Source organism: Chroococcidiopsis cubana SAG 39.79, from assembly GCF_003991895.1.
Taxonomy (GTDB): domain Bacteria; phylum Cyanobacteriota; class Cyanobacteriia; order Cyanobacteriales; family Chroococcidiopsidaceae; genus Chroococcidiopsis; species Chroococcidiopsis thermalis.
On the sequence record NZ_RSCK01000001.1, the window covers coordinates 161,850 to 174,667 of the forward strand.

General features: G+C 45.8%; 17 protein-coding genes and 1 pseudogene. 13 read left to right on the forward strand and 5 right to left on the reverse strand.

The genetic code is table 11. The annotated features are described in order from the left end of the window. Both DSM107010_RS00800 and DSM107010_RS00805 read right to left on the reverse strand, forming a co-directional pair. Positions 1–906 (reverse strand): AAA family ATPase (locus DSM107010_RS00800; RefSeq protein ID WP_199755338.1); only part of this gene is annotated, 906 nt, incomplete at its 3' end. A gap of 76 nt (positions 907–982) precedes the next feature. Continuing rightward, complete coding sequence (locus DSM107010_RS00805) at positions 983–2,395, reverse strand: coiled-coil domain-containing protein (protein ID WP_127022100.1); 1,413 nt, start codon at positions 2,393–2,395, stop codon at positions 983–985. A gap of 126 nt (positions 2,396–2,521) precedes the next feature. Between DSM107010_RS00805 and DSM107010_RS00810 the strand changes: the two genes are divergently transcribed. The 4 genes from DSM107010_RS00810 (at position 2,522) to DSM107010_RS00815 (ending at position 4,128) form a co-directional block, all read left to right on the forward strand. Further along, positions 2,522–2,911 carry a hypothetical protein gene (locus DSM107010_RS00810; protein ID WP_106171147.1) on the forward strand — a complete coding sequence of 130 codons (390 nt, stop codon included), beginning with the start codon at positions 2,522–2,524 and terminating at the stop codon, positions 2,909–2,911. 44 nt (positions 2,912–2,955) lie between these two features. Then, positions 2,956–3,123, forward strand: a complete 168-nt coding sequence (locus DSM107010_RS38070; RefSeq protein ID WP_158631713.1) for a hypothetical protein — start codon at positions 2,956–2,958, stop codon at positions 3,121–3,123. 62 nt (positions 3,124–3,185) lie between these two features. Further along, positions 3,186–3,491: a hypothetical protein gene (locus DSM107010_RS41010; RefSeq protein ID WP_241994071.1), complete on the forward strand. Its 306-nt coding sequence runs from the start codon at positions 3,186–3,188 to the stop codon at positions 3,489–3,491. Positions 3,492–3,498: 7 nt separating this feature from the next. Next, on the forward strand, positions 3,499–4,128 hold the full coding sequence (locus DSM107010_RS00815; protein WP_241994072.1) for a site-specific integrase: 630 nt from the start codon (positions 3,499–3,501) through the stop codon (positions 4,126–4,128). Position 4,129: 1 nt separating this feature from the next. Here the strand turns inward: DSM107010_RS00815 and DSM107010_RS00820 are convergent, their stop codons facing one another. The 3 genes and pseudogenes from DSM107010_RS00820 to DSM107010_RS42785 form a co-directional block, all read right to left on the reverse strand. Then, on the reverse strand, positions 4,130–4,675 hold the full coding sequence (locus tag DSM107010_RS00820) for a tyrosine-type recombinase/integrase (protein WP_106171143.1): 546 nt from the start codon (positions 4,673–4,675) through the stop codon (positions 4,130–4,132). A gap of 160 nt (positions 4,676–4,835) precedes the next feature. After that, complete coding sequence (locus DSM107010_RS42780) at positions 4,836–5,105, reverse strand: hypothetical protein (RefSeq protein WP_146138869.1); 270 nt, start codon at positions 5,103–5,105, stop codon at positions 4,836–4,838. Positions 5,106–5,119: 14 nt separating this feature from the next. Then, positions 5,120–5,489 (reverse strand): annotated as a pseudogene (locus DSM107010_RS42785) (helix-turn-helix transcriptional regulator). 979 nt (positions 5,490–6,468) lie between these two features. Between DSM107010_RS42785 and DSM107010_RS00835 the strand changes: the two are divergent. The 9 genes from DSM107010_RS00835 (at position 6,469) to DSM107010_RS00875 (ending at position 12,768) form a co-directional block, all read left to right on the forward strand. Then, on the forward strand, positions 6,469–6,882 hold the full coding sequence (locus DSM107010_RS00835; protein ID WP_127022106.1) for a DUF6088 family protein: 414 nt from the start codon (positions 6,469–6,471) through the stop codon (positions 6,880–6,882). Beyond that, on the forward strand, positions 6,866–7,804 hold the full coding sequence (locus DSM107010_RS00840; protein ID WP_127022109.1) for a nucleotidyl transferase AbiEii/AbiGii toxin family protein: 939 nt from the start codon (positions 6,866–6,868) through the stop codon (positions 7,802–7,804). Before DSM107010_RS00835 ends, DSM107010_RS00840 begins: the two co-directional genes overlap by 17 nt. Before the next feature lie 571 nt (positions 7,805–8,375). Continuing rightward, on the forward strand, positions 8,376–8,954 hold the full coding sequence (locus DSM107010_RS00845; protein WP_106166537.1) for a Mov34/MPN/PAD-1 family protein: 579 nt from the start codon (positions 8,376–8,378) through the stop codon (positions 8,952–8,954). Continuing rightward, on the forward strand, positions 8,951–9,790 hold the full coding sequence (locus DSM107010_RS00850; RefSeq protein WP_106166538.1) for a ThiF family adenylyltransferase: 840 nt from the start codon (positions 8,951–8,953) through the stop codon (positions 9,788–9,790). The genes DSM107010_RS00845 and DSM107010_RS00850 overlap by 4 nt, the downstream gene beginning before the upstream one ends. A 68-nt stretch (positions 9,791–9,858) precedes the next feature. Further along, complete coding sequence (locus DSM107010_RS00855) at positions 9,859–10,575, forward strand: PD-(D/E)XK nuclease family protein (RefSeq protein ID WP_106166557.1); 717 nt, start codon at positions 9,859–9,861, stop codon at positions 10,573–10,575. A gap of 52 nt (positions 10,576–10,627) precedes the next feature. Further along, on the forward strand, positions 10,628–10,957 hold the full coding sequence (locus DSM107010_RS00860) for a hypothetical protein (protein WP_106166539.1): 330 nt from the start codon (positions 10,628–10,630) through the stop codon (positions 10,955–10,957). 169 nt (positions 10,958–11,126) lie between these two features. Then, positions 11,127–11,354, forward strand: coding sequence for a hypothetical protein (locus DSM107010_RS00865; protein ID WP_106166540.1), 228 nt, complete (start codon positions 11,127–11,129; stop codon positions 11,352–11,354). Positions 11,355–11,422: 68 nt separating this feature from the next. Continuing rightward, positions 11,423–11,737: a hypothetical protein gene (locus DSM107010_RS00870; RefSeq protein ID WP_106166541.1), complete on the forward strand. Its 315-nt coding sequence runs from the start codon at positions 11,423–11,425 to the stop codon at positions 11,735–11,737. A 110-nt stretch (positions 11,738–11,847) separates the two neighbouring features. Further along, positions 11,848–12,768, forward strand: coding sequence for a DUF5895 domain-containing protein (locus tag DSM107010_RS00875; protein WP_106166542.1), 921 nt, complete (start codon positions 11,848–11,850; stop codon positions 12,766–12,768). Positions 12,769–12,818 lie beyond the last annotated feature (50 nt).

A 12,818-nucleotide genomic window follows, 5' to 3' on the forward strand; every position in this document is an offset into this window, starting at 1 on the left:
TTCTTTAGGATCTCTCTGCCACAGGCAGTCTGGCAGCAATTCGTGAAAAGATTCTGGATACACTTGCAAATCGCCCTGCACCAGCGCATGGGCTTGCAGCAGTTTGACTAGCTGTTGCAGCTTGCGATCGCTAATCCAAAATCCTTCCTTCTCCAGTGCCAATTGGCATTTGATCAACTCTTCTGCCAATTCGTCGGAAAAATGTACGCTTGCTGCTTGTTGCTGTAAAGCTTGAATTTCATTCAGACTCAGGCGCACCATCACCTCTGGTTTGAGATTATGCCTAGCTCGGTGAATTAATTCCCGTTTGGAACTTAGCTTGCGAACGTATTGCAACCAAGGGCGATAGACGAAGCGATCGACGAAAGCATCCAAGTCTCCATCAGTGGGAACGTTATTGGCAGCACCGCACAAGAATAGTAGCGGGACTGGCTGCGGTTCTGGATTCTCGAATACTCGCTCGTTCATCAACCGCAATAGAGCGTTGAGACTAGTGGAGTTACCGCGAAACACTTCATCTAAAAAAGCAATATGTGCCTCTGGTAGTCGGCGTTTGGTGTTGCGGATCAACTCGTCTTGCTGCTGTAATGCTCGCAGTGACAGTTGCCCTAGTAACTCGTCAGGAGTGATGGTCGGTTGCAACAGGCGATCGAAGAATACAGCTTCAGAGATCGCTCGGCATAACTGTTGTAACATCCAACTTTTAGCACAACCAGGCGGACCAAATAAAACCACGTTTCCACCTGTTAGCAATACGGCTAGCACTCCATCAATAACAGTAGAACGCTCCAAGAAAATCTGATTCAACTCTCGCCGTAATTGCTGCAACCGCTCTAGAGCAGAGCCAGATGGGGCATTGTTGGGGATTTGAGCAGCTAACTTTTTGGTGTTTTTAGCGATTGCCATGATTTAATCATGATGATTTAATTTCGTTTTTTAACTAGAATCTGAATTCTGTATTCCAACTAGAAGGTGAGTTCTCCTAAAATCCTGCCTCTGGGTCGTAAGGTCGAGCGGTCGAGTCACGCTCGCACTCGTCGCTATCGACGGTATCTGGAGCAGTAACGAGATCCTTTGTCTTGGCTGTTGCTTCTAACCCCAACTCCTGGCGCACCGCTGCCTCTGCCTGCTGCCAGCGTTTGAGCAAGTCCTTGGTACGGAATTTAAACAAATTCTCCATCGATGCCAACTTGCCCTTGAGTTGCCGTAACTGCTCCGGATCTGGTTGCTGCGCGATCGCCTCTAACTGCCTCAATAACTCGGAGTAACCCGCATCTAGTGCCAACGCCTTCGTCAAGTTGGCAAGCCCCTCTCCAGTCGAGTTTTTCTGCTGCACGCGCTGCTTCAGCATGGCTCGGAAGTCTTCCAAGTGCTGCTGTATCCGATCTAAGTCGGGGCTGTCACTCAGGTATAGCTGCCCCAACTGCCTCGCCCTCTCTACGAGTGGCTCTAAATCGCGATCGTATTGCATCAAGACTTGCAAGCGAGCAATTAAGGTGTCCCACTTCTGCCCCGTTCTCGATGTCGCATCCGCTCCCGACAAATTAAAGCTTTCTAGCAATTGTGCCAGCTTTGCGTCAGCCTCGTCCCGACTTCTGATTTGCGCGTCGTATAGAGTTGAAATTAAAGTCTGCTGTAACGTTTGTTGCGATCGCTCGATTAACTTGAGTTTTTGCCGTTCGACAGAGGCTACCTCTGCCTCTGCCTGCTGCCTTTGCACTTCTGCTTCGCGCTCCGAACGCTCTAGCAGGGAAGGAATTTTTATCGGTCCTTCCACTAGAATTTGCAATGAATTTAATTGCAGTTCCTTTTGAGTCGGATAAGCATCAGCATACTGCCGCAACGCTAGCTCAATTGCTTTTGGTTCTAATGCTGCCGCTTTTAGTACTCGCTCCACCCACGACAAGAAACCAGCATATTCTTCTTCGTATGTTGCTAAAATTCCTTGCCGCAAAGAATCAGCTTCTGCCATCATCCCTTCAATTGCTTCTAGGGCATCGGGCAATGCCGATTCGTGTACGAAGCGGAACGGTTCGCTCAAAAGGGTGTAGCGGTTGTAGATGATTTTCTGTCGTGCTTGAAGTTTGGTAGCAGCATCTTTGAGGCGGTGGTTAATTTTCGCTGCGTAGCCCCCCTTTGCCGCACTCTCCAACAATCTCAAGACATCATCCCCAATCCCTAAATGGGAGCCATCCAATTTGAGCGATTGCACTCCTACTTTAACTGTCAGCTTCAGTAAATAAATTGGCTCTTTTTCCAGATGTCGCCACTGTTGCCCAGAAAGTTGTCCCACACGAGGAGTTGCTGCACTAAGCGGTTGCTGCGCCCCACTGGGATAAGTTTGCTCGCGCTCTTCCACGAGTTGAGCGATCGGCTGCTGGTTATCTAATGGCATTAGTTAAATAGTATTCGCGAACTGAAGGTTTTTATATTCTAAATAGAATATCATTTTTATGTTCTAGTTAGAATGTAAAAATGATAAGATTGTCAAAGAAATAAAAAAATAGAGGAGGACAATAGAATGGTTAATTTGGAAGGATTGAGTGACGAACAGCTAGCTGTTATTTCCAAAGCTTGCGAACTCCTAGCTCGTCTCTACATGGGGCAACTAGAAGAAGTGGCTTGGCTATTCAACGACCGTTTACCCGTCGAGCGTTATCAAGAATTAGACGAATGCCTGAACCAACTCAAGCCCGTGATTACAGAACTATCTTCTAGTCAACATCTGGGTATTAATAGCGCTCTCGTACCCGATTTGGCGCGGAATGCCTACGACATTCACGCCTGCATCCAATATCATCTAGCAAGTACTGGAGACCCCAGTTTCACCATTCGTCGATCTCCACCTCAGCCATGCGGCTCCTTTCAACTGCCAATATGCCAGCCAATAGTTGAGAGCAAGAGTGCTTAGTCGTATTAGTATCACGGTAGTTGACCAATCTTGAGATCTTCACTATGTCTGTCATCCAACATTCTTTCCAAAAAGGCAATACTGTCAAAATGCACGATACAATCGTGACGGTTGTTCGTGCCTGGGGTGGTGGCTGTATTGTCGGTCGCGACGCGCAAGGAAATCTTTACTCCGCTGACTATACTCAAGTAGCAAGGCTTGGAAACAGCTAATTACCAAGCTCACCAAAAAGAAAAGAGCGGGTACTCACGTGCGGGCGCTGTCGAGACAGAATTTGCCCCTGCATGAAACTAGCTTCAATGTCTCAACAAAATCGATCTTCCTTCAACCAACATGGTATGGCATAATTAACCGCGACTTTGCCGAAAAATTTGTCCGTTCCATGCCCAGGACACCGCCACCCCTCAAAACTGTATTCCAACAACGCCGCGAACGTGAATTTCTTTACCTGCACGAAATCGATGCAGTCATCGCCGCGATGTCACAAACTCGTTACCCCACCAGGAACAAGGCGATCGCCTTATTGCTATTCTGCCAATGGTTTACAGCCATCCGAGCTATGTTGGCTGCGTTGGTCTGACCTAGACTTGACCAGAAAAACGCTCTACATCATCCGCAACCGCGAACTCAAAAGTGGCGCTCGCCTGCACAAACAAGTCAATCTTCAACCTCTGTGTGCTGCTGAAATGGAATTGCTACAACACCTAGCACAAGAGCGTCGATGCGATTGGTTATTCGCCACAGAACGGCAAACGCGCCTGGGCGAGCGCTCGCTACACTATTTAATTGCTCAAGCAGGCAAGATTGCCAATCTTCCCTTGCCAATTCATCCCTATATGCTGAGGCGCTCTGGGCTATATTATCGTGCCGCATTGCTACTACAACCGCTTCATTTATCGCTACAGCAGTGCTGCTTGCTGTGGAATTGGTACGGCACGAAAGTCAAGTTCTCTAAGCAGCAAGAACGGGAGATGATGATGATGGGAGTGGAAACGTCGCAAGCATTTTTGGCGGTACTAATACAGATGCAATCTTTCACCCGCATCCAGAGCTACGACAATTTGATCGATTACCTCCTGGGCGCTTTCTTGCTATTTCCCAGTCAAGATCGTCTGACCTACGACTACTGGCTCGCCCCTTTGAGTTGGCAGAGCCAACTTTTCCGAAAACATCTCTTGACAACTTCATCTGCTTCTGCCTCAAGTGCTGGATTGTAAATTAAACCAACAGCGCGATCGCCGACTCGACCTGATCTGGCTTCACCTCCAGATAACGCTGGAGAGCAGTCAAAGATTTATGTCCCGAAATTTCCTGAATCACGCGGATCGGCACGTTGGCATTGGACATATTCGTGAGCGCCGTGCGACGAAATGAATGAGTCGAAGCGCCCCTAATCCTTGCTCGCCTGCAAGCAGCTCTGAGGATTAGATCGGCAGCTGCTCTGCTGAGTGGCTTGTCTTTACTCCGCCCTGGAAACAACAGACTAGATGGTGGATCGTAAGCTGCTAAATATGCCTGTAGCTTCGGGTGCGAAGGCAGAGTGCGCGTCGCCATCTTGCCTTTGGTGGTAGCTTTACGCAGCGTCACCACACTACCAGCTAAATCTGCCGCCGTCAGCGCCAAAACTTCACTGACGCGACAGGCGCAGTAGTAAGCGATCGCAAAGAGTAGCTTGTCTCTAGGGGTGAGGAAGCCGCGTGTAAATAGGCGCTCCAGTTCAGCCTGCGTGAGTATTTTTGCGCGTCCGTTGCCTTTGACCTTCACTTTTTCTTTTGTTTAGATTTACTTCACAATTACTATCCTACATCGAGTTGTCACTTGATGTTTTGGATGTTTCGTCAAGTCATTGAAAACGGCTCAAACTATTGCCCCCAAATAGCTTGGCTCAGACTTTTGCAACTACTAGCAACAAGGCTTTCTGGGTTTATTGAGAGAAGTTCTCAATTGATTCGGCTCGTCCCGAATCACGTACAGTTTGGAGATCGCGTCGATTAGTTCCCAACGGGTGACGGGTGGTTGAGAGTGTTGTGGTGGGGAATTTTGTGGTGTTGTGTCCTTCAAATCGATTGCCTCCTAAGTAGTTAGTGGCTGCTTCGTGCTTTTGGCGTTGGTGCTGAGGCGCGTCAAATACAAATAGTGGAGAGGCGAAGGTCGCTTCGACCATGCGATCGCATGGTCGAAGAGCATACCGCATAAAGGCATCGCGCTTCAAACGGCAACAGTCTTCAAGACTTGGGGCTGTTTGGTAACGAATCCTCGCCATAAAGCGGCTAGTTTTTGTGCAACGCCAAAGCCATTGGGGGCTGACCGAATACATCCGCCTGGGACGACCGCGCCCTTCGACTTTCTGAAGGCGAGAAGCGACCACTTGCTCGGATTCCAGAAATGATAGCGCCGCGTACAAGACTGTATCGAAAAGACGGTAGTTAGGGTATTCGGACTCTAGCTTTTCAATCAACCCAGTACCGTAAGATTCGCTCTCAAGCAAAACTGACAGCACGTAGCAAACAGCTTGCTCCTGCGTCAGATAAACTGGTGGTTGGGCCACAAAAAACTGATAAATCTCCTCAAGTTTCATAAATTAATTTTTTGAAAGCGATCGCGTACTTGATTTCAATCTCACTTTAATTGTTCCCTCAACTTCCTCAACTTTTTACACTTCACTAATTTTTGATTAGCTCAATTTTTCCAAACGAGCATCGATTTGGTTAAATACTTGTTCTAATTGCTCTAGACTTAAATAGATTGTGTTGCCACAGGGCGATCGGTTAGAGACGAACTGCTTGAAGCTCGAACCCGTGCTAGCTTAGTCGAACCAGCAGAAATTCCTTGCCGTTGTAGGAAAGTCGCTCGATTTAGCTTGAATAATTACCGTTGACATAAAGTTGACATAAAGTTAGTGATGATAACTGACAAGAGGGTAACTGATGTTCAAAAGCTGGAGAGGCTCTTTTAGCATTAATTAATATTTGTTTATCTAGTGAATTTAGCGAACGAACAAAAGTTTCCTCAACAAGCTACATAGAGAAGCATAATAGGGAGAATTTTCGCTCCCCGTATGAAAGCACTACTCTTATTTATTTTCTCTCTGCTGGTAGTTCTCGTTGCAGCAGGAACACAAAATGCTTTACCTACGGTAGTTAGGGTGGGTGATGGTAACACGTTACGCTTTTGCACTCAGGGAAAGACAATCACCATAAGATTCGGTGGGGTGTATCCACAGTCCTGAACTGGCTCAGAAGCCTTGGGGAGAACAAGCCAGAAAAGAGCTTGCCCTAAATAGGGAACCAAGTCTTGCAAGAGTTAACTCTGGTTAGATTTGAGTAAATTTAGGCAGATATAGATTGTTTGCCAGCAGTTCTCCACCCCTCCTGGCATCGTAGAAAGCGAGCAGTTGGCATCGAGCGAGCCAGTGAAAAATTTGCTGTTTGTGTCGCTCGTTTTTTTTGCAGATGGATGAATTTATTTGCCCCTATTAGATCGAGGAAAAAATTTGTCGTATTTTGGTAAGATATAAATGTCGTATTTTTGCCAACCCCCTGCTTGGGAAGGACGCGATGAGAAATTTTAAAACTCTAGAAGACCGAATCGCCTCCCGCATTGGGCGTAGTAGAGGTGAGGTCTTCATGCGTAAAGACTTTGACGATCTGGCGGATTACGACCAAGTTGGTCGCAGTCTCCGCCAATTAGTGGCGAAAGGCAAGCTCGTGAAAATCGGCTACGGTCTTTACGCCAAAGCATCTGTCTCGCCCTTGTCAAACCGTGCAGTACCCCGAAAAGGACTGCGTGACTTAGCAACCGAAGCGTTGAAGAAACTGAAGGTGGAAGTGGCTCTCTCAAGCTACGACCGAGCTTATAACGAGGGTCAGACGACTCAAATTCCAACTGGACGAGTCGTTGGGATCAAAGGGCGCGTGGCGCGCCAGATCGGCTATGACGGGAAGTACGTAACCTTTGAACGCATCTCCTAATCCAGAGTTGGTACAACTGCTTGCCGCTGACCTCGGCGTAGATGCATCCTTCATTGAAAAAGATTGGCACGCTATGCGGCTGGTGGCTGCCCTGAATGCCGTCAACAATTCCGCTATGCGGCTGGTGTTCTCCGGCGGCACCAGCTTGTCAAAAGGATATGGTTTGATACAACGTTTTTCCGAAGATCTGGATTTCAAGGTTATGCTTCCAGCTACTGGCTTTAACCGCAACGAATGCCGCAATTACCGCCGCCAGCTCGTTGAATCAATCCGCCAGGGCAGTCCCGACTGGTTGCTTGACGATAAGGAGATTGAAAGCCGCAATCAAGGACGCTTCTTCAACTGTCAAATTGTTTATCGGCAAAACTTTGCACCAGCTCTAGCACTACGTCCTCAGATCAGACTAGAAATCACTTTTAAGCCGCCAGCTCTACCGTTTGAAGAAAGACCTTTGCAATCCTTCATCGCCCAGGCTATGCGGCAAAGTCCTGAAGTCACCTCAATTGCTTGCGTCTCGCCCGTAGAAACAGCTGCTGACAAACTCAGCGCTTTGACTTGGCGCGTACTGTCGCGACGGCGTGGCAGCAAAGGTGACGATCCGACACTCATCCGCCACCTGCACGACCTAACGGCGTTAGAAGAATATATCAGCGCCTATGAAAACTTCCCAAACCTAGTTGTTCTGCTTTTAGCAGAAGATGCACGACGAGATCGAGATCTCAATCTTTCAACAGTACCACCGATAGAGCGTTTGCGAAGGATGCTGCTCTATCTAGAAGACGATCCAATTTATGCAAATGAATACGAGCGTTTCGTCGTCGGCATGTCTTACGCTACTGAGACTGAACGACCTTCCTTCAGCCAGGCTCTAGATACTGCTCGCCGCATAATTAGCCGAATTGAATTCTCACTTGCAAACTGATTCCTCATAATAACCGCCAAGCACCTCCAGTACGAACGCTAGCTGCTCTGTCACTGCAACTGCCTCCTGCTGAGTCTGTTTGCCAAGAATAGCAAAAGTTGAGTTGGTTGTACCTGCGGACGGGAGATCGGGTGAGCTTTGATGCGACACCAGAGCGCAAGCAGCTAGTAGAAGTAACGATAGCGCGATTTTGCCTTTAGGTTGCGTACAGATGACTTGTGGGAAGCAAAAACGGGGAAAATTGCGCTCGCTGCACCTATGCAAAATACTGTGCGGCAGTGCAACATAATCCTAAATCGCTACCAAAAGCCACAAAAAGCTGCCACCAGATGCAATTGGTTCTGAGTATTTGACTAGGTTTGTGTAGTCTGAGGCTATGTCGTGACTTTCATAAGAAGGCTCTGCTGCTTACCAGAGCAGATGCAAGCCTGCCTCCAACGATCTGCTGTGCGCCTAGCCGTTCAATTATGCCGTAAAGCACATGTCAGTCGTGCAACCAAACAACGAGTACAGCGCTGCACGCTCATACTGAGTAGCAACTCACTCTACCAAAAGGTTAACCGGTCGCGCTATGAACAACCCCTTTTGCAGCTATAACATTATCGCCAGCGATACTAGCAATCTCCCTCCCTATTCTGGAAAGTTACAAGAATACTGGATGGCGGGTAATGGTATTTTCCTGCGATCGCACCGCCCAGAACTAGAAGTATGCTTACCCGTCGCCAATATCACCGTTGACAATCTTCCCCACATCCAGCCTTATTTTCGCCTCGTGCCACCAAAAGTCCCCGCGTCAACTATTTCAGAAATTATTCATATTTGCCTAGAAGCAGGCGATCGAGAAGTTTTGTTCTATCTGGACTATACCAACCAATGGCAACTGCACGTTCCAGCGCAAACAGCTAGCCGCACGAGCGTTGCCGCAATAGAATCGTCATTTAATTCCACTTATGAAACTGCCCCGATCGAAATCCACAGCCATGCAGGAGCGCCAGCTTGCTTTTCAACTCAAGACGATATCGAAGAGAGCGGTAAGTTCAGAATCTTCGCCGTCATCGGTTCTTTACCCGCTCGTCCTGTTATTAGCGTGCGATTGGGAGTTTACGATCGCTTTTTCAACATACCCACCGCTTGGATTTTTGCCGTATGACAATCGACTTATCGTTTGCTAATTCAGTACCGATTATTCCGGCTGGAAATACTCAGATTCAGTTTGTCCTTGTCGGTGCTGGTGGAACGGGTAGCTGTATCATCAGAGAACTGTGCAAAGTCGTTTGCCAAATTCAAAGCGTTACTAAAAAACAAGTATCTATTCATATCGTTGACTTCGATACAGTAGAGTCGCGCAATATTCCCAGACAAATATTCCTGCCTGAAGAAATCGGCATGAATAAAGCAGCAGCACTAGCAATTCGTTACAGCAGCGCCTTTGGAATTAGCATTAAAGCGATCGAAAAGCCCTTTGACTGTCAGATGGTGAATAAACTAAAACAATGGAATATGCTGACAGTCATTATCGGCTGCGTTGATAATGCCGCAGCTAGAGCAGAGATCGAGCGCTGCCTGGAATACAATTCAAAAACGCAAGCAGCTTCCATATTCTGGCTTGACTGCGGCAACGCTCAAACCAGCGGTCAAGTCTTGCTAGGAACCACTAACAACTTTAATCTATCACATGCTTTCGATCGCCCCGAATGCCCTAATCTCTGCTACCAACTTCCATCTCCAACATCGGTTCACCCAGAACTACTAGTGGCGCGAGCGGAAGAATTGTCGAGTTCTCGTCTCTCTTGTGCTGAAATTCAACTACACAATTATCAGGCATTATTTGTCAATCAATTTGCCGCTACAATAGCCAGTCAATACATTTTAGAACTCACATTTACTGGAGGATTGAGAAAATTCGCTACGTATTTTGACTGCAAAACGATGAATTGCAAATCCCTTTATACTACACGCTCTACTTTATCTCAATTTCAACACTAAGAAATCCAGTACAAAAGCTAACAACGGTAGTGCTTTGCACTCACCGTTGAATGCTATTGCTATGGAAGATGAATCAGATCGACTACAAACAACTTGAAATTTTAGCAACCGATCCAGAGAAATTTTCAGAGTTCGAGCCAGAAAGTATTTACACTCCAGGTTTTGGCGAGCGAGTAAATATTCTAAGCAAACAATTTCACCTAATTATGCAACAGATAGGTATGGGTCTATCTGTGGAACCATTGCTAAACAATTCTCCTCAGCTCAAAGCATGGGTAGAAAAGGTTCAACCAATTATTAGCACACCGGCGATCGCTAAGAGCTGGAATGTCAGCTTGCAAAAACTTATTAACAATAACTTGTTAGTGGCACAATACGATCTGATTATAGAAAGAGAAGAGCGGTTAATTGCTATAGATTGGTCGATTCAACATTGTCCGCCCAGCTACCAACAGTTGTTCGCAAGCTGGCAAACGCAACTTCGCTTGTTTCTCTTACTAGAAAACAGTAGCTTTTCTCCCGAACAGATTGGCATCAGCTACCTGTTAGTTAACTCCAAGTCAGCGCCTATCTATCATTTCGGATACAGTAGGCAACAACACGAAAGATTTAAGCAGAAATTAGAAAGCATTCTCTTAAAACTGACAAAATCTGAAAAAGATGTTGCTTCCACTACTCTTTCGGAATTTGATGACGATGCTAGCGAACTGAATCTCAAAAAGTTCCTCAATGGCGAACTTACCACTCAAGAATATATAGCCACAGTTCCCGAAGTCGAAATTTGAACGTAACAGGAGTAGGGAAATGCCGATCTTCCCTGCTCGTGACTAACAAGATATGGACAATACCACGATTTACCAAAGAATCGCTCTCAAAAAAGTGCAGCTAACACCAGATGGATGGATGCTCAACATTTTATCGCCAAGAGTCGCAACAATTACAAATCCGTTAGGGATGAGAAAAGTCTCTTACTTTGGTTTTGACAAAACTAAAGATGCAGAAAAATTCCAACAATATTTGCTGGAAAACCATCTGTGTACGGCAGCTGTTATTAGAAACTCTCGACGACTGGCTGCACCAATTGAATGTAAGGCTTGGGGATGCTCTAGCAAAATAATTTGGCAGTGCGCTGTCAAAGATCTAAGGGGTTACACCTTAATAAATTGAGCAGGTCTTTTTGTCCTATCTAAGTGTAGTAAAGAAGAGTCGCGTAATCTAATGAAGACCTGCTCAATTTATTTTTGTAAAGATGCTAAAACAACAAAATTTGTCCGCACAACCACAACTACCTCAATCCGCTTTCACAAAAATCAGCACTCACTAAATTAAAGCAACAATGATTTACTACAAGCGCATGATATATGTTGCAGTTGGCGATGGTTTTCAAACTTATATCTATCCGGCGTGCGGTACAGCTCCTTACATTCGATACAAGTTTTTACCCAATCAAGTAGAACTCAATGAGGCGGTGGAAAAATGCAAGAATGCAGGTTGGAAAGTTACGAACGGCACTAACATATCCAAGTTGATGTTATCTGCTACACGAAAGACGAGCGGACGTTAAAATATTACGCACTCAATTCAAATAGATTTTCATTAATTGATGCACGTACCAGCAAAAACAGGAGTCTTATGTTATTCAAGCATTCGCTTAATGTCAATATAACCCCCAATGTAATTATTAGTAATTACGGTAGCGAAGAGTTACAGACCGCTTATTTTCTAGAAAATGGCGAAAATGTTTCTATATCATTCACTACCAAATGTATTAGCAAGTTAGATGAATTAATTACCGTACTGCAAAAAATCAGAGATATTTTGGCATTCCAACGAGCTAAAGAATTAGAAATGGAAAGCAAGCTGCTGCAAGAAAAATCCATTGATTGTACCTACAGTAAGAGTAACGGCAGTAAAAATCCTGAAAGTTTTAGTCAAATCTTCGACTAAAACTCATAAATAAGATCGCTCTCCAGCCATGCTGGAGTCTTTTTTAACAACGACTCATTGCTTTGCAATCTCGGTTGGTGCTGACGAACCGACATATCTACTCTGGCTATATGCGAAAACAAACGACTCAAGCTACATCAATAAACTCAGATAACAATACCGTTACTGAAGATGACTTTGACAATCTCATTGTTAAATATGAATCCTCTCAATACGACGGCAAAATTACCGATCTTCCTATCTGTCAAGTCTTGAACGATAAGTCTCCTGCAAGTGTTGGTATGTTTGTTAAAGCCAAAAACTTACCACAGATTGGCTGGCGCGGACCGGAAGCTACCTACGAACATACGTTTTCTAGTGGTGCTACAGAATTAGGCGTTCTGCTCCAGTCGCCGAGAATGCATATATTAAGGACTTCACCGCGCTGTATCGAACTAAGAAAAACTGGAGAACTTGTTGCTAACTACGAAAACATTGAAGGACGCAAAAAATATGAGGAATTAGGCAACTTAGCGACGCTGCGAACTTTTTACTTGATTTACTTAGTAAATGAAAGCAACAATAATCTCCACGACCTACCGCTGATCCTTTCCATCAAAGGAGTAGCAGCAGTCCGCTTTGGCGAGGCATACAGACAATTTAAGCGTCAACTAGAAATTGCCTATGCCAACCGAAGAAAAACTCAGTATAAACCGAAAGATGAACGCTTTCACGTAGCTGGCATTTTCAATCCTACCTTCAAGCCATCCCTCGAACCTCCAGATGGCGAACAAAAGTCATGGGTAGCTGTTCCCGCTTATTTTGCCACGCCTGCCCCCCAAGGTTACGACCTCAGCAATTACCTCGTACCGCAAAAAGAGGAGGAGTTATGGGCGATAGTTCAAAGTAGCAACGAGTTCTCTAGCAACATTCTCAAAACTGCCCAAGAACATAACAGAGCGATCGAAAGTGCTTCAGATAGCATAAATGCAACAACTATCGACACCAATGCTGTGGCAGTCATCGCTAACGCAGACGAGCTGCCTTACTAAAGTTTCAAAAAGCACCTTCAGGGGAGGCAATACCTCCCTCAGTAGAATTC

Bases quoted from the DNA above. Each gene is read 5' to 3' on its own strand.
- DSM107010_RS38070 (WP_158631713.1), top strand. From the start codon at position 2,956: ATGTCTGTCATCCAACATTCTTTCCAAAAAGGCAATACTGTCAAAATG.
- DSM107010_RS42780 (WP_146138869.1), bottom strand. From the start codon at position 5,105: ATGCGGTATGCTCTTCGACCATGCGATCGCATGGTCGAAGCGACCTTC.
- DSM107010_RS00875 (WP_106166542.1), top strand. From the start codon at position 11,848: ATGCGAAAACAAACGACTCAAGCTACATCAATAAACTCAGATAACAAT.
- DSM107010_RS00855 (WP_106166557.1), top strand. From the start codon at position 9,859: ATGAATCAGATCGACTACAAACAACTTGAAATTTTAGCAACCGATCCA.
- DSM107010_RS00810 (WP_106171147.1), top strand. From the start codon at position 2,522: ATGGTTAATTTGGAAGGATTGAGTGACGAACAGCTAGCTGTTATTTCC.
- DSM107010_RS00865 (WP_106166540.1), top strand. From the start codon at position 11,127: ATGATTTACTACAAGCGCATGATATATGTTGCAGTTGGCGATGGTTTT.
- DSM107010_RS00845 (WP_106166537.1), top strand. From the start codon at position 8,376: ATGAACAACCCCTTTTGCAGCTATAACATTATCGCCAGCGATACTAGC.
- DSM107010_RS00860 (WP_106166539.1), top strand. From the start codon at position 10,628: ATGGACAATACCACGATTTACCAAAGAATCGCTCTCAAAAAAGTGCAG.
- DSM107010_RS00870 (WP_106166541.1), top strand. From the start codon at position 11,423: ATGTTATTCAAGCATTCGCTTAATGTCAATATAACCCCCAATGTAATT.
- DSM107010_RS00835 (WP_127022106.1), top strand. From the start codon at position 6,469: ATGAGAAATTTTAAAACTCTAGAAGACCGAATCGCCTCCCGCATTGGG.
- DSM107010_RS00850 (WP_106166538.1), top strand. From the start codon at position 8,951: ATGACAATCGACTTATCGTTTGCTAATTCAGTACCGATTATTCCGGCT.
- DSM107010_RS00805 (WP_127022100.1), bottom strand. From the start codon at position 2,395: ATGCCATTAGATAACCAGCAGCCGATCGCTCAACTCGTGGAAGAGCGC.